This is a genomic window from Streptomyces sp. A18, from assembly GCF_059026065.1.
In genome coordinates, this window is sequence record NZ_JBWLKL010000062.1 from 1 (window position 1) to 16,681 (window position 16,681).

Sequence of the window (16,681 nt, forward strand, 5' to 3'; positions counted from 1 at the left end):
GGTCTCCTCCAAGCACCGCATCCGAAAGGGGGCCCATGCGCAGCAGCGCACGAAGGCGTAGGAGATTCCGCAGAGTCGCGGGAGGCTGACGCCTGTCGTTGTCGGTCGGCTCAGCAGCCGAAAGGATTCTGCGGCAGACCCGTGCCCTCAGGGCATGTGGGCCTCCCCGTGGGCAAGAGCGAGCCCGGCGAGCCGATCACCGGCACCGCCGTGCGCGAGTTGTACGAGGAGACCGCTCTGTCCGTGAAGCCGGAGTCGCTGGAGGTCGCCCACGTCATCCACGGCGCCTGGGGAAGGCCCACGCGTCCCTTTGATCCCTATGCCGTTGAGTCCCGTTTCGACCAGTCCTTCAAGCACTTGCTCAGCCGGTGTCGGCGTGTTCGGCCTGGGCTTTGGTGTGGGCGAGGCGGTAGGAGTCGGTGCCGGCCTGGATGATGGTGCCGTTGAAGGTGAGCCGGTCGACGATGGCCACGCCGAGCCGCGGGTCGGTGAACTGCGCGCCGTTGAAGCGGACCTGGCCGCCGGTGAACCGCGCGCTCCAGAAGTCGACCTCACCGCCGCTGAACTCCGTTCCCATGAAGACGGCCGCGCCGCCGGTGAACTCGCCGCTCCCGCCGCTCTGCGGCCCTCTACCTCATCAGGTCGTCCAGGGCGACGACGAAGCTCATGGTCGGCGAGAAGAAGATCGTGGCAGGCTTCATGGGGCGCCTTTACGGCAGGGCGCGAGTCACCGCAGGTATTCCCTGCCAGGCCCCGAGCTTTCCGTCACGGTGAAAGTGCTGCCCTGCGGGTCGCGGAGAGTCGTGGTCGAGGCGCCCTGTCCGTCGTGGCGCACCACGGATCCGCCGTGGTGGAGCGCTGCGCGGACCGTGGATTCTGGGTCGGTGACCGCAAAGTAGACGTCCCATTTGGGCAGGTCCGCCGGGTTGGGTGCTCCGCCCACACCCCCTGAGCCGAGGCGGGCGAGGACCCTTCCCTCCTGGCTCAGGACGACTTCGTCGTCCTCGTATCCCACCTCACAGCAACCGGGCCGTTCGCAGGCCCAGTCCAGGACCTGCCCGTAGAAGATGGCCGCCTCGAAGGCGTCTGGAGACCGCAGACGCAGCCAGACCGGCGCGTGGGTACGCCAGGAATGCCAGTCGGCGATGAGCTGCCCTTCCCAGATACCGAAGACGGCTCCGTCCCGGTCTGCAGCAAGCGCCCCGCGGCCCACGGGGAACTTCAGCGGTCCCACTGCGACGGTGGCGCTGCGCTCGCGGATCCGGGCGGCCGTCTCATCGGCGTCTTCGACCGCGAAGTAGGGCGTCCATGCGACAGGGACCTTCAGTGTGGAGGCGAGGGCACCGATTCCGACCACGGGCTTGCCCTCATGCAGGGCGACGCGGAAATCCTTGCCGAGACTCGCCGGGCGGAACGTCCAACCCAGGACCGCGCTGTAGAAGGACTCCGCAGCTGGCACATCATGCGTCAACAGGCTCGCCCAGCAGGGCGCGCCGACGATCTCGCGGCTGGTCGTCGCGTCGGCGGCAGAGGCAGAGGATCGGTATTCGGTCATCGCACTCAGCATCGCGTATGCAAAGAGGTCAGCGGTGCGCCTGCCCGGCAAGCGTGTTCTGCCGTGACAAGTCATGTAACCGGCTTGGCTGCCCCGCTGCAAACCGCGCTCGCCATGCTATCGGGCACGGTGATTGCAGGAGCGATGGTGGGCTGTGGGTCTGCGGGGCTGACGCCGATCATTCCGGGATTCTCTTGTTCCCTTTTCCTCCTACCGTCGGCGAGGGATGTGGCACGGTGGATGCTGAGCCGAGATCGTGGGCTGGCCGCAATAGCCGAGCACCTAGTCGAAGCCCCCAGACCCCGGGTCGGCGGTCTCGCATGGCTCGGCTGACGACGCCGGCGGCGTCAGCCCGCAGGAAAAGTGCGCGGCCCGGCTGGGGACGCTCAGCCGGGCCGCGGCACCCTTATGGGGCCTTGCGCGCTTGCCGAGGAAGCGCGACGACCGGGCTGTCCGGGGCGGTTTCGGCGTCGCGGGGCGGTGGCTTGCGATCTCCCGTCGCTGCCGGTCTCGTCTCCTGGCTCGGCTGGCTATCGGGCGTCCCCTCCCGTGTCATCCACCTGCCCGGCTGGGGAATCTCACCACCGAGCGATTCTTGGCGAACCCCGGGATCACCGGGCGGGGCATTCAGGGCCCCTCTCAGGGGATGCAGGTTCCCCTTTTCTAGCCGCGGCTCGGGTACTCGGGCGCCTCCGCAGTGCAAGCGCGGAGCCCGCCTGGCGACTGTTCGCGTCCGGCTGTCGCCGAGGGGAGGGGTGGGGGCTCATCCGTTCGGTCGCTGCCTGCTGGCACAGCTTTCAGGCCGGGCATCAGATGAGAAGCGCCCTCGTTTCCGGTGAAGAGCACGGGAGAGGGTACGCGGAAGGTCATCGGATGACGGGACGCGGCCAGAGGCCGTCCCTATTGTCGGAAGGAGTATCTCGTGCCGCAGGGTTCGAGCAGCAAGCGTGAGCGTCAGTACGAGCACATCAAGGAGGGCGCCGAGAAGCGCGGTACTTCTGAGGGGCGTGCGAAGGAGATCGCGGCGCGTACGGTGAACAAGGAGCGTGCTCGTTCCGGCGAGTCGAAGACGGCGAGTAAGACGTCCACCCGGGACAGGAAGTCCGCTGCGCAGCGTGGCGGCGAGCGCTCCCACAGCGGATCGCAGGGGCCGACGAAGGACCAGCTGTACGCAGAGGCCAAGAAGCGCGGTATCGACGGCCGGTCGTCGATGAACAAACAGCAACTGGCCAGGGCCGTCGGTCGCTGACCCGCAGCCTCAGGGTTATGGGACACGATGGAGATGTCATCGCCGAACTTACTGCCGATCACCGCGAGATCGATGAGCTGTTCGCTCAGATCGAGGACCAGCGGGCGGGCGATGAGCGGTGCCGAGAACTCGCCGGCGACCTCACCACGAAACTGGCCTGGCACTTGGCCGCCGAAGAGCAGCTCTTGTATCCGGCGGCGCGTGAGTGCATCGCAGGCGGCGACGAGATCGCGAACCAGGCGCTGGCCGGCCACGCGGCGCTGTTGCTGCTCCTCAAGGAGGTGGAGCAACTTGACGCTGGCGCCCCGCGGTTCGACCACCTGGTGGCCAGGCTGAGGCTCGAGGCGCACGGACACATGCGCGACCAGGAAGAGCGTCTCTTCCCTCTCATGTCGGTGACCTGCACCCCCGCTCTCCTTGACGAGCTGGGCGACAAAGTCCGCTGCGCGAGGATCGTGTCCGTGACCTGAGGCCCGGCCGCAGCGCGTACTGACCCAACACCATCACGGCACAACGCCTCTGACCACCCGTCAGGGCAACCCCGCGAAAGAGAGCAGAGAGCAGACCATGACCACTGCACGAGAGATCATGACCGAGGGCGCTGAATGTATCGGCGCGGACGAGAACGTCCTGCTCGCAGCCCAGAAGATGGCTGAACTGGGGGTCGGCGCGCTCCCGATCTGCGGGAGCGACGACAAACTCAAGGGCGTCCTCACGGACCGCGACATCGTCGTCAAGGTCCTGGGAGCTGGCAAGGACCCCGCCTCGACCACGGCCGGTGAGCTTGCTCAGGGCGAAGCGGTCACCATCGGCGCTGACGACGACGCACGTGAAATTCTGCGCACCATGACGGACCACAAGACCCGCCGGCTGCCGGTCATCGACGGCCACCGCCTGGTCGGCATGGTCTCCCAGGGCGACGTCGCCCGCGCCCTGCCCAACCCCCAGGTCGGGGACCTGCTGGAAGCACTCTCCAGCGACTGACGGACACAGGGCACTACGCGCCGCGCACGCATATCTGGCGCGTCCTTCGTCCGGGGTCTCGGCCACTCCAGCAGCGCAACTGACAGCGAACGCGACGGAGTGGGGTGCGCGTCGGTGTACTTGCGAAGGCGGCCAGTCCACACGCCGCCGAGGCGATCCTGGCCGAGTCCAAAGTCGCCTGGACCACCCTGTGCAACGGCGCCTACGGCTCACTCGACCAGCTGCTCGGCCCGTGGCGGCGACGGATAGCGGCTCACGGTGCGGTTGTGGGTTTGGTGGAGTGGGTGGCGAGGAAGCGGTGGAGTTCGGTGCGGATGTCGGCACATAGCGCGCCGGTGCGGCCCCATTCGGTGAGGAGTTGGGCCACGTGATGCTCCTTGATGCCGGTTCGTGCCGCGATCTGCCGCAGGCCCTCGCGCGCGGTAGATGAATTCAGTCCTCCCACGAGGGCCACAACCCGCACCGCCTGGCCGGTGGACGTCTCTGGTTCACCGGGAGCGGCCGGCTCGTCTGTCACGCTGATCGTCCCCAGTATTCGGCATGGCGGGTCTCCACAGGAACGGGGTCGGACGCGTGGTTCTGCGGGCAGCGGGCGGGCGGTGGCGAGGTTCAGTTCCCCCTCGGGCGGGTGGCTTGGTGTTCGACTTCGTCGCGCACGCGTGCGCAGCTTTGCCGCAGCAGGCGGGAGACGTGCATCTGGGAGATGCCGAGCTCTTGAGCGATCCGGCTCTGCGTCTTGTGCTCGAAGAACCGCCGGTAGAGGATGGTGCGCTCTCGTTCGGGCAGATGTTGCAGGCCGGTCTTAGCGGCTTCACGGTCGGTGACGAGGTCGAAGGCAGAGTCGCTTTCGCCGAGCTTGTCGACGAGGCTGAAACCGTCCTGGCCGGTAGCGGGGGACAGGGCAGCGTCCAGGGAGAGTGCCTGATAGCTGTCGATCGCGCTCATGCCGTCACGGACCCCGTCCTCGGTCAGTCCTGTCTTGGCCGCGATATCGCCCACGGTGGGCTCGGTGCTGCCTGGCTGTTGCAGCAGCTCGCGGCGGGCCGCGCGGACTTTGTTGCGCCGCTCTTGCACGCTGCGAGGCACGTGCACATCCCACAGGTGATCACGGAAGTGGCGGCGCAGCTCTCCGCTGATGGTCGGCACGGCGTAGGACTCGAAACTGCCCCGTCCGGGCTCGTAGCGATTCACGGCCTTGAGTAGACCCACGGCGGCAACCTGCTTCAAATCCTCCAGGCTCTCGCCCTTGTTGCGAAAGCGGGTGGCGATCCGGTGGGCCATGGGCAGCCACGCCTCGACGACCAGCTCACACAGTGTGTCCCGCTCGGGCCCGGGATCAAGGCGGGCCAGACGGGCAAAGGCGGCTCCGGTGTCGGGGGCATCGTCGTGGGGATGGCGCGAGCGCCTGTTGCGCGGCACTGCAGACGTGTCGGTGAGCATAAAAAAACGCTCCTCAACGGATCGGCCAGCAAGGATCCGCGAGAGCGAGGCCGCAAAAAAGGAGTCATCCAGCCGGAAGCGGGCACGCCACTCGCGGGTAGATGCCTTCATTCCGAAGCATCTTCATCCGTGTGCCCCACCATCATCCGCCCAAACAGCCCCCGCAGCTAGCGGGAAACGAAAACAGCCGCGCTGGGCTGCGGCACGCGCCCGTGTTCGCCGGGGGCGCCAGCCGCAGCCCAGACCCCACTCCCTCTGGCCGCTCGGCCACGGGGGCGGGTAGCCGCCCAGGTCTCTTCCAAACACAACCGGCGCCCGCACTGCGCTGCAGCATGTCACAACCGTGTGTAACTCCCCGTAGACAGCCGGTCATTGTCCGATCCGGGCGGCCACACAGCTGACCGTCCGCCTGCGCAAGCCTCGAGGCCGGGTGGCGAGAGCCGTTGTCCCGTCATGGCAGCGTCTCCCCGGTTGGCATTGGCAGGGGGTTAGACCAGCGGCCCAGCAGCCGGAACGGTGTCAGGCCGACGGCGATGCAGGGCGGCGCACGTGCTTGCGGCGATCACGGCAGGTCGCTTCCAGCTCTCTGCTGCATGTCCACAGGCGTACACGGCGGTTCCTCCAAGCCAGCGACTCGTTGAACTGTTTCGCCATAGATCGGGTAGTTGATTGTTATGCAGACTCACCGTCAGACCGTTCTGGCCGTCGAGGGTGGTGGCTCGCTGATCTTCCTCATCGTCGGCATCGTCGTGGTCGCGGGGCTGCTCGCCATGTTCATCAGCGGTCGGCGCCGCGCTGCCCGCCGCACCGAACCAACTGCACCGCCCCACCGCACTCCCCCCAGCGGCGAAGCTCAGCGCGGAGAAACCTGGCAGACCCCCGATGACGACCCCGAACAGGGCCACCCGCACCCTTGAAAGCGGAGGCCAGCTCAAGACGTCTGGTGGCTCAGCGCTCAGGAGCCTATGCGAATGAAGAGACTGCCCTGTTTCGCACTGTTTGGCCCCTTGGTCGAGCCGGGAGGTCCTTCGGCCTCCCCAGGCATCATGATCCTCCCGGCCCGCACGCGCTCGGTACCCTTCCTCTCCACGCTCATGCATTCGCGTTTCGGGACGGCGCTGACGACGCCGCATGCGGTGGCCAAGCAACCTTGAAGCTTTCCTGCGCTGATTCGTGTCCTGAGAACAACAGTCATCGCAGGTAGCAGGGCATCTCTAGGGTGGTTCCAGGCTCAGTGGGCCATTACGGGCTCGCCCTCGGACGGCTTCAGAGCCCGATTCGGAATCAGAAACGCCGCGATCACCGCCAGCATCCAGATGCCTCGGTCATCACCAGCTTTCCAGGCCTCGGCTCCCTGACCGGCGCCCGAGTCCTGGCCGAAATTGGAGACGACCGCAGCTGGTTCGCCAACGCCGGGGCACTGAAGGCATACGCGGGCAGCGCCCCGGTGACCAGGGCCAGCGGCAAGAGCTGCAAGGTGATGAGCCGCAAGGTCAAGAACCAACGCCTGGCCGCCGTCGGATACGTGTGGGCGTTCGTCTTCCTGGCCCGCTCACCGGGCGCCAGAGCCCACTACGACCGCCGCCGAGAGGCAGGCGACCGGCACGTCGCCGCACAGCTGCACCTCTTCAACCGCTTCATGGGAATGATGTTCCACGCCGAGCAGACGGCAGCGGGCTGATCAACCACTTCAACGCCTGGCCGGCGACCGCAGAAGACCGGCCAGGACCGACGTCACGCGAGCGGGACACGCCCTGGAACCAAGGGCCCGGCGTCCAAATGAGCCGCGATGCGCGTGATGGTCCGGGCGTTGTCCTCGAACAGGTGTGCCTGCATGCCCGCCGCCTGAGCGGCCTTGACGTTGACTGCGACATCGTCGATGAACAGGCAGTTCTCCGGCCGCACGTTCAAGCTGACGCATGCGGCCTCGAAGGCACGCAGGTCGGGCTTCTCGATGCCGATCTCGTGGGAGTAGACGATCTGCTCCACCAGTTCGTCGAAGTGATACAGCCTCGTCTCCCGCTCCCGGGCGCCGACGAAGCTGTTGCTCAGGATGCACCGTCCCTGCAGGGCTCTGGTCCACTTGTTGTGGAGAGTTCACCGGCGGTGATGTCAGTGGTGTGTGGTGAGATAACTGTGCTCTGTCAGTCGCCGCGGAGGAGGTCGTTCTGTGTCTGGGTATCCGTCGCTGACACGTGCTCTGGCAGAGGCGCTGGTCGACGTCCTCTGGTTCGTCGAAGGGTGCGACGACGCGCAGATGGACCCGGATGACGTGGTGAAGGTCCTGGACGGTGTCGCCGCTCTGGTGTCCCATCTGTCGAATGATCAGCGAAGCGAGTACATGGATTTGCTCGCGTCGATGGCTTCGGAGGAGAACGATCCGTCGCGTCGCGAGTTCTTGCTGGGCTTCCCTGAGGGGTTCGGCCTCGTCGAGGAAGACTTCTGACCTGGATCTCTATGCGTAAAGCAGGACCCGCTTGCGGAGAAGTTCGAAACCTGCGCGGCCGAACATCTGGCGCTTGAGCATCTTGATCCGGTTGACATGGCCTTCCACGACGCCGGAGTTCCAGGGCAGCGTTAGGCCCGCGGTGACGGCGTCGAGGTCGCGTTCGAGGTGCTGGGCGAAGTGTCGAAGGCTGGGCAGGTCGGTAGTGGCGGTGGCCGCTTCGATCCAGGTCGGCAACTGGTGGCCCTGAAGGTGAGCGACCATCTGGCCGAAGGAGCGCACGTGCTCGGAGAGTGCTGTCAGTTCGGGGCAGTTGGCCAGGACGGCCTTCAGGTGGACCCGGTCGCTTTCGGGCAGGGCGTCGGGGTGGGTGAGGAGCCAGCGCGTGACGGCACGGGCCGATGGCGGGCGGGGGCCGACCGGTTGAGGCTTGCCGCGTAGGTTCCTGCTGACGTAGGCGCGGACGCCGGCGTAACCGCGGGGATAGCCCTGTTCCTTGATCTCCTCCCATAATTTCCAGGCGTTGGTGCAGCCTTCCTGCCAACGCTGATCGAGGTAGGGCTTGTAGTCATCGAGCCTGGTCACACGGTTTTGCCACTGTCCGATGAACATCTCCTCCGGAGTCGTGGCGCGGGAGAAGCGCAGGATCGTGTTGAGCGTCATGCCGAGCTGCCGGGCGACGGACCGCTTGCTGTGACCGGCGTCGAGGAGAGCGTGGATAGTGGCATGCTTGGCGCGGGTGCGCTCGGCGAACCGATGCCCTGTCGGCCACGGTGATAACGCGGCTGGCTCCGGCTCCTCCTGGGGTTCCTCCGGCTGTTCCGGCGTGGGGCGTAGGCATCCGCGGTGCCGGTAGACACACTTCTCGGCGGCTTCGCCCAGGTTGTGCCAAAGGTGCCACCGGTCGGCGACTTGGAGGGCCTGCGGGGCACCGCGTGTGGCGCCGTCGGCGAAGAAGGGGGCGCGGTCGCGGCAGACGATCTCGATGCCAGGTCGCTCGGCGAGCCAGGCCGCGAGGGTGTCGGCCTCCCGGTCGGGCAGCAGGTCGATCGGACGACGTGTCTCGACGTCGACGAGCACAGTTCCGTAGATCCGTCCCCTGCGCTGGGCGTATTCGTCCACCCCGACCACGCGGGGAGTGGCAGTGGGCGGATCCGGAAGCGAGGCGATCAGCCGCAGCAGGGTATTGCGGCTGGCGGGCGCCCCGAAGACGTCCGTCATGCGAGCCCCGGCCCGGCCCGCGAGCGCGAGGCCGACCGAGATGAGCGTCGATCGCAGCCGTTCCGTCCGCCGGCCGAACCGCCGGGTGAGCCCCGGCACTTGCTCGACGAAAGTCTTGCGCGGACAAGAGCTCTCCGCGCAGACGAACCGACGCACCCTCAATGCCACCACTACGGGCTTGCCCGCAGTCGGCAGATCATGAGGAAACCGCAGATAGGAACCATGTATTCGCCCTGACAGGCTCCTGCAGCCCGGACAGGTCGCCTGCTGGGCAGTGCTCAGTGCCTCCACCCGGATGGCCATGCCGGTCGTCTCGACCGACTCCACCAACACGTTCTCCAACGAGGAGAACAGCAACTCTTCGAGTTGCGGCCGTACTTCGTTCACGACGCAGCACTGTCGACCACACCGCACACCGGCCGGGCGATTTTCGGGCTATCTCAGCCACCGTCACGATGAGATCGACAGTCACGCTGCGTACGCGACCACACCAAGTGGACCAGAGCCGCTACTGCTCGATAAAGCCAGGCTCCCGAAACTCACCGGAGAATCACCGGCTCCCCAACAGCTCGGAGTTGTGGCTCTACTTAACCCCGATGAAAACACCTTGCCAAGCCGACCGCATGGCCCGTCGCCTCACCGGCGAAGCCACCATCTCCTGGCGCGATCCCGCAAATCATGATCAACCCCCAATCCGTGTATGAAACATTGGGAAAACGACCTCTGAAACCTTCACGGTCAGCAGGGGATGAAGTCCGTGCGTTTGGTCCGTTCCCACGTCGGGGCCATGTGCCATGCGGATTCGCGGCTCTGAGCCACGGTGATCCCTCCTCGGTCCTGCGTTCCTCGATAGAGGTAGGTTTCGCCATCACCGGCTGACTGTTCCAGGCGCAACTGCTGCCTGCCCGTGTCGTCCGCGCGCGTAGCGGCACCGCCTTCAACGAAGGATTCGACACGCCACCGCACTGGGCCTGTGCGGTCGGAGCTGAGGTCGTGTGCAAGAGGGCCGTAGTGCACCTCGTGGACCATCAGGCGGTCGCTCGGGGTATCTCCGACATCGGGCTGGGACTGGAACAACGCCATGTCGAGTCGGCGGTCGCCGTCCCAGTCCCCGAAGACGGCACGCACATGGAGATCTTCGTTCAGGCCTCCCTGGACGCGCTGCCAGCGACTCAGCGCATCTTGGGGAACCGCCCTGTCACCATTGGCGAACCGCACCGTGTACTGGCCCCGCCCCCACATTCCCCTGACGGTGTCCGACCGCCCGTCACCGTCGACATCAGCTTTCAGGACACGGTCGTTGACCAGACACATCCGCTGCGGGGCAGCACCGTAGGGGCCCGGAGCCCGGGTGACGTATGTGTAGGTGAAGACCGCGACGAACGCCACCGCGAGCACGAGTCCGGTCCGCAGCAGTCCACGCAGCGCACGCTCTCGGCGGGTGCGCTGCCGGGGCAGGTCGGCGAACACGGTGCGGCGGCTCGATATGCCGGGCTCAGTCATTCCCTGATCCTAAGCGCGGCATACGCAGCTCTTTTCGCCTACTCTGAGTACGCGGAGAGCGCGGAGATACTGAACGAGACGAGCCCCTCCTCAGGGGGCCCCGGGATCCGGCGGCGCCGCTCCCTGAAACAGTTTCATGTCGAAGCGGGTGAGCGCGTTCACGGCGTTCAAGGGTGACGGCGACGGTGTAATGCAGGGGCTCGACGGTGGTCATGCGGTAGGGGTCCCTTCCTGGCTCCGACGGCCGGGTGATCCGGCCGTCATATCCCGTCTGCTGCGCCGGATGAGGAATGGACGCCGGCCAACGCGATGACCTGTCCGCGATTCTGCGGGCCGGGACGCCGGTCCCGTCAACCAGCCGGGCGCCCACCGTGCCGGGTGCGGCTCCCCTGTCTCCCGTCGCCCGGCGGCTCCTATAGGTGGGTCGGCTGTGCCGTACGCGTCTGGGCGGCCAGTTCCTCGATGGCCTCCGGGCGTACGCGGCTCTGCGGGAACGAACAGATCACCTCGAGCGGCATGCCGAGAGCGAAGCGTCGCATCACCGGGTCCTCCAGTGCGCTGCCGGCGGCCGTCCTCGTCGCGCCGTCCTGCGCGGTGGACCAGCCGAAACGCTCCTGGAGCAGGGGGCCGCCCACTGGGTGTGCAAGCCATTCCTCCAAGGTGTTGCGGCCGTTGAGCGGCAGCCGGGATGAGTCACCGCGTATGGCGATGTCGGCCGTCAGGCGGATGTCGCGCGATGAGGCGCCTACGTCGATGCCGTACGTGCCGTGTTCGACGCGCCAGGTGCCCTCTCGTTCGCTGTAGTACGCGAGGTCGTCGCGGAGCAGGTCGATCCGTACCTGGCGGCTCTCGCCGGGGGAGAGGTGCACCGAGACGAAGCCCTTCAGCTCGCGCGGCGGGCGGGCGACTTTGGAGTGTTCGGGGGCGCGGGTGTAGAGCTGCACGACTTCCCGGCCCGGCCGGCTGCCGGAGTTCGTGACGGTGACGTCGACGGTGAACGTTTCGGTGTCGCCGGTCACTTGGAGGTCGGTGTAGTCGAAGCGGGTGTAGGACAGGCCGTGGCCGAAGGGGAAAGCCACCTTCGTGCGACGGGCGTCGTATCCGCGGTATCCGACGAACACGCCCTCGGCGTACCGGACGTGCTCTTCCTCGCCGGGGAACGAGAGGTGGCTCGGTGCGTCCTCCAGGCGAAGCGGGATGGTCTCGGTGAGCTTGCCGGACGGGTTGACCTCGCCGAGCAGGACCCGGGCGAGTGCGTCGCCGCCGCCCTGACCGAGCAGCCAGCCTTCGACGAGGGCGGGTACGTGGTGCTGCCAGGGTGAGGTGGCCACCACGCCACCGTTGGAGAGGACGACCGCGACGCGAGGGTTGGCCGCCACGATCCGTTCCAGCAGGTCTAGTTGGATGGGCGGCAGGTTGATGTGGTCGCGGTCGAAGCCCTCGGACTCGTCGTGCGGGGAGAGGCCGAGGAAGAGGACGACTGTGTGGCTGTCCGCGGCGAGGGCGACGGCCTCGTCCGCCAGCGCCCATTCGGCGTCCGGGCCGGAGGGCTGGGACGGTGCGCCGGGCAGGGCGTAGCCAGCGGCGAAGCATATCTGTCCTTCGTCGGTACGGGCCCGGAGCCGATCCAGTGGAACGTCGAGCGTCGTCGGCGTCACCTGGGAGCTGCCGGCGCCCTGGAAGCGTGGGGTGCGGGCCAGTTCGCCGATGACGGCGATCGGGCCTGCGGCCGGCTCCAGGGGGAGTATGGCGTCGTCGTTCTTGAGCAGGACGACGCACTGCTCGGCGGCTGTGCGGGCCAGGCGGTGGTGGGCGTCATGGTCGAGGTAATCGTCCGTGGCGGACGCGTCGGTGACCCTCGGCGCGGGCGCCGTGCGGGAGGCGAAGAGGGCCAGCCGTGCGACCGCTGTGTCCAGTGCCTCGGCATCGAGCGTGCCCTGCGTGACGGCTGAGGCCACTGCTTCGTCCGGGTCTGTTCCCGTGCCCGGCATCTGGAGATCGAGTCCGGCGCGCAGGGCCGCGACCCGGTCGCGCACCGCTCCCCAGTCGGACATTACGATGCCGTCGAAGTCCCAATCGCCGCGCAGGATGTCGGTCAGCAGCCGGGTGTTCTCCGACAGGGTGGTGCCGTTGACGCCGTTGTACGCGCACATGAGGGCCCAGGGTCGGTCGCGGCGCACGAGGCGTTCGAAGGCGCGGAGGTAGATCTCGCGCAGCGGGCGTTCGTCGATGTCCGCGCTGATCCGCATGCGGTCGGTTTCCTGGTTGTTGGCGGCGTAGTGCTTGACGACCGCCGCCACCCCCGCCTCCTGGAGACCGCGCACCATGGCCCCGCCCAACTCGGCGGAGATCAGCGGGTCTTCGGAGAAGTACTCGAAGTTGCGCCCGCACAGCGGGGACCGCTTGATGTTGATCCCGGGGCCCAGCATGGCGCGAATGCCGTGGGCCCTGGCCTCTGCGGCGATCGCACCGGCCACCCGGTGGGCGAGGTCCGGATCCCAGCTTGCCGCCAGGGCGACGGCGGGCGGGAAGCAGGTGGCGGGAGCAGCGCTGTGCAGGTCTAGCTGGCCGCCGTCTCCGGCCTCCTTGGGTACGCGCACGCCGTGCGGGCCGTCGGCCATGGTGACCGCCGGGATGCCCGCGTGCGGGACGGCCTGCGTGACGAAGTCCCCGGCCCCACTGGTCAGGGATGCCTTTTCGGTCAGGGACAGGTCGGCCGCGACGGACGGCCGCCCGGCGTGCTGAGAAGTCATGAATGCGCCAATCGAGCGGGTACAGAACTCCAAAACCGTACGGTGAGTGGTTTTTGCGGTCAAGGGTCGGGAGGTGTGTGCGTTCAACAGTCGAACGGGGTGGAGGGTGCCTGCGCGCGGGGTGTTGACGACAAAAACCGATCGACTTATGGTTTTGGCGCTCGGGCGGCGCGGCTCGGGAGCCTTCGTGTTCGGTTCCCTCGCGCCTGCTCTCCTCGGCCGTTTCGGGCCGCTCACGAGACGAGGATGCCCATGTCAGCAGTACCTCAGCAGTTCCCGGCCGCGCGCCGCCGGGTCGGCATGGCCGTGGCCGCCGCGACCGCCGTCCTGGCTTCGGTGGAGATGGCCGCGGCACCACCCTCGGCGGCCGCGCCTCTGGGGCAGGATCACTACGTGGCCCTGGGGGACTCGTACAGTTCGGGCCTGGGTATCCCGACGCAGGCCGACACGGTCTGTGGGCGCTCGGACCACAATTATCCGAGCCTCGTCGCGCAGCGGGTGGGGGCCGCCACCTTCACCGATGTCACCTGCGCCGGCGCCGACACCGGATCCATGACGGAGCGTCAGGAATCGGCGCCGCCGCAGCTCGACGCTCTGAAGTCCGACACGACCCTGGTCACGCTCGGAGTCGGCGGTAACGACCTCGACCTGACCGGCATCGTCACGCGCTGTGTGCTGGTGGCCTACCTGGATCCGCAAGGAGCGCCCTGCAAGGCGAGCTTCAGCCTGCTCGGCGACGCGATCGACGCACGGGTCAACGCCACCGCGCCCAAGATCGAGGCGGTGCTCAAGGAGATCCACGCGCGGTCGCCGAAGGCCAGGGTCCTCGTGGTCGGCTACCCGGTGCTCTTCCCGGACGACGGCAGTGCCTGCCGGCAGACCGTGCCGCTCGCCGCTGGGGACTTCCCCTGGGTGCGCGACAAGGAGAAGCGGCTCAACACCATGCTCATGCAGCAGGCCAACGTCTACGACGCCACCTATGTCGACGCCTACACGCCGTCCATCGGGCACGACGTGTGCAAGCCGGTCGGCGAGCGCTGGATCGAACCGGCACAGACACAGGAGGCCGCGGGCTTCCACCCCAACGCCGCAGGGCACCGGAGCATGGCCGATGCGGTCCTCACCCCGCTCAGCCGCTGACCTCGCCGGCCAACTGTTTGGGGGAGATGTGGTGTTGGCGCAGGAACGCGTGCACGGAGGCCGCCATGTCGACGCTCCCCGGCTCCAGCAGCCACTGCGTCTGCAGCCCGTCCATGAGGGCGAGCAGTTGCTGCGCGACCACGGCCGGGTCGCCTTCGTGTGCCGGGTCCACCTTGGCGAACAGGGCTGCGACGAGGTCGGTCATCTCCCTGCGCAGCACGCGGTAGCGCTGGACGAAATAGGTGTGCCCGGGATGGTCCGGGTTGGCAGCCTCCGCGGACAGCCTCGCGTACAGGGCCACCAGACCCGGTGTCTCGTTATTGCGCTCGACCACGTCCAGCAGGCGGCGCATCTGCTCGACGGGGCCCGGCGGATGCGCATCGCCGCGCAGCAGGCCGGGGAAGAGGCGTTCGGCGTCGGTCTCGTCCCGGCTGCTGAGCACGGCGGCGAGGAGCGCGTCCTTGCCGGTGAAGTGATGCAGTACCCCCGCGTGTGTCATGCCCGCGTGCGCGGCGATGTCGCGCAGGGACACCGCCGCGAAGCCCGACTTCGAGAACAGCTCGGCGGCGCACTCCACGATGTGGGCGCGGGTGCGTTCGCCCTTGGAAAGACGCCGTTCCCCGCGACTGCTCTGACGCGCCAACTTCCGCTGCCTCCCGGACGTGTCGTACTCAGGGCCGCAAAAACTACCACGTGGTCAATTTCTTCCGGTAAAACCTACCGACTGGTTAATTTCGTGGTTAAGCTCACCGCCAACTCTCGCCGGGGGTGTCCCGGGCCGCTCCATACCGAGTCGCCCGGGTGTCCCAGGCCACTCCACTCGGAGCGATCACCTTGAACACAAGCACCCGAACGGCAGTCGTGGCCGCAGGAGTCGCCGCAGCCCTCGCCCTGACCGGATGCGCGGGCGACGCGGCCTCCACCGCCGGCGGCGCGAAGACGCTCAACATCGCCACGCTTACCGCTCCCCAGAACCTGGACCCGGCCTCCGCCACCGGCAGCGCCCTGCCGTACTTCCAGGCGGTCTACGACACGCTTCTCAAGCGGGAGCCGGACGGCGACTACAGTCCGATGCTCGCCACCAAGTGGGCCTTCAACGTCGACCGCACCGAGCTTGATCTCACCCTGCGCGGCGGCGTGAAGTTCGCCGACGGCACCGCCTTCGACGGCCAAGCCGTCAAGGCCAACCTGGAGCACTTCAAGAACGGCGGCGGCGCCTCCTCGAAGTGGCTCAGCGGTCTGGAGCAGGTCCAGGTCACCGACGCGGAACATGTGACCCTGCACTTCAAGGAGGCTGAGCCCTCGCTCCTCTTCTACCTCAGCGACGCGGCCGGCCTCATGGCCAACCCCAAGAAGCTGGGCAAGGGCGACGAGCGGCTGCAGACCGCGCCGGACGGCACAGGACCGTACCGCCTGGACAAGGGCCGCACCACGATCGGCACCAAGTGGACCTTCACGCAGAACAAGGATTACTGGGACAAGGCACTGCCGTTCAAGACAGTCACGATCAGCCGGTTCGACAACCAGACCGCCATCGTCAACGGCATCAAGACGGGCCAGCTCAACGTCGGCCTCATCGACGACCCGGGCCAGATCGCCAGCCTGAAGTCGCTGTCCAAGGCCACCGAAATCCCCGCCCAGTTCGACTGGCAGGGCCTCGTACTCCTCGATCGCGGCGGCAAGCTCACCCCGCAGCTCAAGGACCGCCGGGTGCGTCAGGCCCTCAACTACGCGATCGACCGCAGGGCCATGCTCAAGCAGATCCGGCAGGGCTACGGCGAGGCCACCGGTCAGGTCTTCGGCAAGGACACCAAGGGCTACGACCAGAAACTCGACGCGTACTACATGCATGACCCCGCCAAGGCGCGCAAGCTGCTCAAGGACGCCGGTTACGCAAAGGGCTTCACGCTGAAGCTACCGCGGATCACCGCCATCGTGAACGACGCCATCGCCAGCTCACTCCAGGCCGACTTCAAGGCCATCGGCGTCAAGCTCGTGTGGGATGAGCTCGACCCGTCGTCGCTGGGCACCACGCTGCGCAACCACACCGCCTCCGGGCTGGTCATGAACATGGGCCAGTCGTCCGAGGACTGGGTCACCGTCAACGATCTGGTGCTGCCCGGTGCGTTCAACAACTTCGCGACCACCGACGACACCGTTCAGAAGCTGGTTCCGCAAATCCGCGGCGCTGACAAGCAGAAGGCGGCCGACGCGTCCAAGGAACTCAACCGGCACCTCGTCAAGGAGGGCTGGTTCGTGCCCTTCTACCGGATGACGATCATGCACGTCTCCGACGGCACCGTGAAGATCACGCCGCAGTCCGGCATGGCGTCGCCCTCCCTCTATAACTACACGCCCGTCTCATAGACCACCGTGGGCCCGGGGCCACG

14 protein-coding genes and 4 pseudogenes are annotated in these 16,681 nt (G+C 67.3%); 9 read left to right on the top strand and 9 right to left on the bottom strand.

The features are described from left to right. Nucleotides 1–148 precede the first annotated feature (148 nt). A pseudogene (locus AC5P1C_RS40855) lies at nucleotides 149–294 on the top strand (NUDIX domain-containing protein); the annotation flags it as partial. Between the two features lie 67 nt (nucleotides 295–361). Here the strand turns inward: AC5P1C_RS40855 and AC5P1C_RS40860 are convergent. After that, a pseudogene (locus AC5P1C_RS40860) lies at nucleotides 362–493 on the bottom strand (IS21-like element helper ATPase IstB); the annotation flags it as partial. A gap of 234 nt (nucleotides 494–727) precedes the next feature. Next, nucleotides 728–1,555, bottom strand: coding sequence for a VOC family protein (locus AC5P1C_RS40865; protein WP_493871069.1), 828 nt, complete (start codon nucleotides 1,553–1,555; stop codon nucleotides 728–730). Nucleotides 1,556–2,477: 922 nt separating this feature from the next. Here AC5P1C_RS40865 and AC5P1C_RS40870 point away from each other — a divergent pair. The 3 genes from AC5P1C_RS40870 (at nucleotide 2,478) to AC5P1C_RS40880 (ending at nucleotide 3,788) form a co-directional block, all read left to right on the top strand. Beyond that, nucleotides 2,478–2,804 (top strand): plasmid stabilization protein, encoded by a 327-nt coding sequence (locus AC5P1C_RS40870; protein ID WP_493871070.1) that lies wholly within the window; start codon nucleotides 2,478–2,480, stop codon nucleotides 2,802–2,804. Nucleotides 2,805–2,821: 17 nt separating this feature from the next. Further along, nucleotides 2,822–3,274, top strand: a complete 453-nt coding sequence (locus AC5P1C_RS40875; RefSeq protein WP_493871071.1) for a hemerythrin domain-containing protein — start codon at nucleotides 2,822–2,824, stop codon at nucleotides 3,272–3,274. A 97-nt stretch (nucleotides 3,275–3,371) separates the two neighbouring features. Beyond that, the gene (locus AC5P1C_RS40880) at nucleotides 3,372–3,788 is read left to right on the top strand and encodes a CBS domain-containing protein (protein ID WP_493871072.1); all 417 of its coding nucleotides are present in this window, start codon (nucleotides 3,372–3,374) and stop codon (nucleotides 3,786–3,788) included. Between the two features lie 253 nt (nucleotides 3,789–4,041). On the opposite strand, the gene AC5P1C_RS40885 is transcribed toward AC5P1C_RS40880, so the two are convergent. Next, nucleotides 4,042–4,305, bottom strand: coding sequence for a hypothetical protein (locus tag AC5P1C_RS40885; RefSeq protein ID WP_493871073.1), 264 nt, complete (start codon nucleotides 4,303–4,305; stop codon nucleotides 4,042–4,044). Nucleotides 4,306–4,397: 92 nt separating this feature from the next. After that, nucleotides 4,398–5,228 (bottom strand): SigB/SigF/SigG family RNA polymerase sigma factor, encoded by an 831-nt coding sequence (locus AC5P1C_RS40890; RefSeq protein WP_493871074.1) that lies wholly within the window; start codon nucleotides 5,226–5,228, stop codon nucleotides 4,398–4,400. 674 nt (nucleotides 5,229–5,902) lie between these two features. Between AC5P1C_RS40890 and AC5P1C_RS40895 the strand changes: the two genes are divergently transcribed. Together AC5P1C_RS40895 and AC5P1C_RS40900 are read left to right on the top strand one after the other, a co-directional pair. Beyond that, nucleotides 5,903–6,145: a DUF6479 family protein gene (locus tag AC5P1C_RS40895; RefSeq protein WP_493871075.1), complete on the top strand. Its 243-nt coding sequence runs from the start codon at nucleotides 5,903–5,905 to the stop codon at nucleotides 6,143–6,145. 389 nt (nucleotides 6,146–6,534) lie between these two features. After that, nucleotides 6,535–6,909: pseudogene (locus AC5P1C_RS40900) on the top strand (transposase); the annotation flags it as partial. 53 nt (nucleotides 6,910–6,962) lie between these two features. Here the strand turns inward: AC5P1C_RS40900 and AC5P1C_RS40905 are convergent. Further along, nucleotides 6,963–7,310 (bottom strand): annotated as a pseudogene (locus tag AC5P1C_RS40905) (HAD-IA family hydrolase); the annotation flags it as partial. Nucleotides 7,311–7,398: 88 nt separating this feature from the next. On the opposite strand from AC5P1C_RS40905, the gene AC5P1C_RS40910 reads away from it, so the two are divergent. Beyond that, nucleotides 7,399–7,674 (top strand): hypothetical protein, encoded by a 276-nt coding sequence (locus AC5P1C_RS40910; protein WP_493871076.1) that lies wholly within the window; start codon nucleotides 7,399–7,401, stop codon nucleotides 7,672–7,674. Between the two features lie 9 nt (nucleotides 7,675–7,683). Here the strand turns inward: AC5P1C_RS40910 and AC5P1C_RS40915 are convergent, their stop codons facing one another. The 3 genes from AC5P1C_RS40915 to AC5P1C_RS40925 form a co-directional block, all read right to left on the bottom strand. Beyond that, on the bottom strand, nucleotides 7,684–9,282 hold the full coding sequence (locus tag AC5P1C_RS40915; protein ID WP_493871077.1) for an ISL3 family transposase: 1,599 nt from the start codon (nucleotides 9,280–9,282) through the stop codon (nucleotides 7,684–7,686). Nucleotides 9,283–9,633: 351 nt separating this feature from the next. Beyond that, nucleotides 9,634–10,398 carry a hypothetical protein gene (locus AC5P1C_RS40920; protein ID WP_493871078.1) on the bottom strand — a complete coding sequence of 255 codons (765 nt, stop codon included), beginning with the start codon at nucleotides 10,396–10,398 and terminating at the stop codon, nucleotides 9,634–9,636. Nucleotides 10,399–10,811: 413 nt separating this feature from the next. Further along, nucleotides 10,812–13,151 carry a beta-glucosidase family protein gene (locus AC5P1C_RS40925; RefSeq protein WP_493871079.1) on the bottom strand — a complete coding sequence of 780 codons (2,340 nt, stop codon included), beginning with the start codon at nucleotides 13,149–13,151 and terminating at the stop codon, nucleotides 10,812–10,814. 252 nt (nucleotides 13,152–13,403) lie between these two features. Between AC5P1C_RS40925 and AC5P1C_RS40930 the strand changes: the two genes are divergently transcribed. Further along, complete coding sequence (locus AC5P1C_RS40930) at nucleotides 13,404–14,291, top strand: SGNH/GDSL hydrolase family protein (RefSeq protein WP_493871080.1); 888 nt, start codon at nucleotides 13,404–13,406, stop codon at nucleotides 14,289–14,291. On the opposite strand, the gene AC5P1C_RS40935 is transcribed toward AC5P1C_RS40930, so the two are convergent. Continuing rightward, nucleotides 14,281–14,934 carry a TetR/AcrR family transcriptional regulator gene (locus AC5P1C_RS40935; protein WP_493871081.1) on the bottom strand — a complete coding sequence of 218 codons (654 nt, stop codon included), beginning with the start codon at nucleotides 14,932–14,934 and terminating at the stop codon, nucleotides 14,281–14,283. The genes AC5P1C_RS40930 and AC5P1C_RS40935 overlap by 11 nt on opposite strands. A 191-nt stretch (nucleotides 14,935–15,125) precedes the next feature. On the opposite strand from AC5P1C_RS40935, the gene AC5P1C_RS40940 reads away from it, so the two are divergent. Next, nucleotides 15,126–16,658, top strand: a complete 1,533-nt coding sequence (locus AC5P1C_RS40940) for an ABC transporter substrate-binding protein (RefSeq protein WP_493871082.1) — start codon at nucleotides 15,126–15,128, stop codon at nucleotides 16,656–16,658. The last annotated feature ends 23 nt before the right edge of the window (nucleotides 16,659–16,681 follow it).

What these genes read in the sequence shown, in the direction of transcription:
- AC5P1C_RS40875 (WP_493871071.1), top strand. Translation starts at nt 2,822, where the DNA reads ATGGGACACGATGGAGATGTCATCGCCGAACTTACTGCCGATCACCGC.
- AC5P1C_RS40865 (WP_493871069.1), bottom strand. Translation starts at nt 1,555, where the DNA reads ATGACCGAATACCGATCCTCTGCCTCTGCCGCCGACGCGACGACCAGC.
- AC5P1C_RS40880 (WP_493871072.1), top strand. Translation starts at nt 3,372, where the DNA reads ATGACCACTGCACGAGAGATCATGACCGAGGGCGCTGAATGTATCGGC.
- AC5P1C_RS40930 (WP_493871080.1), top strand. Translation starts at nt 13,404, where the DNA reads ATGTCAGCAGTACCTCAGCAGTTCCCGGCCGCGCGCCGCCGGGTCGGC.
- AC5P1C_RS40925 (WP_493871079.1), bottom strand. Translation starts at nt 13,151, where the DNA reads ATGACTTCTCAGCACGCCGGGCGGCCGTCCGTCGCGGCCGACCTGTCC.
- AC5P1C_RS40895 (WP_493871075.1), top strand. Translation starts at nt 5,903, where the DNA reads ATGCAGACTCACCGTCAGACCGTTCTGGCCGTCGAGGGTGGTGGCTCG.
- AC5P1C_RS40920 (WP_493871078.1), bottom strand. Translation starts at nt 10,398, where the DNA reads ATGACTGAGCCCGGCATATCGAGCCGCCGCACCGTGTTCGCCGACCTG.
- AC5P1C_RS40890 (WP_493871074.1), bottom strand. Translation starts at nt 5,228, where the DNA reads ATGCTCACCGACACGTCTGCAGTGCCGCGCAACAGGCGCTCGCGCCAT.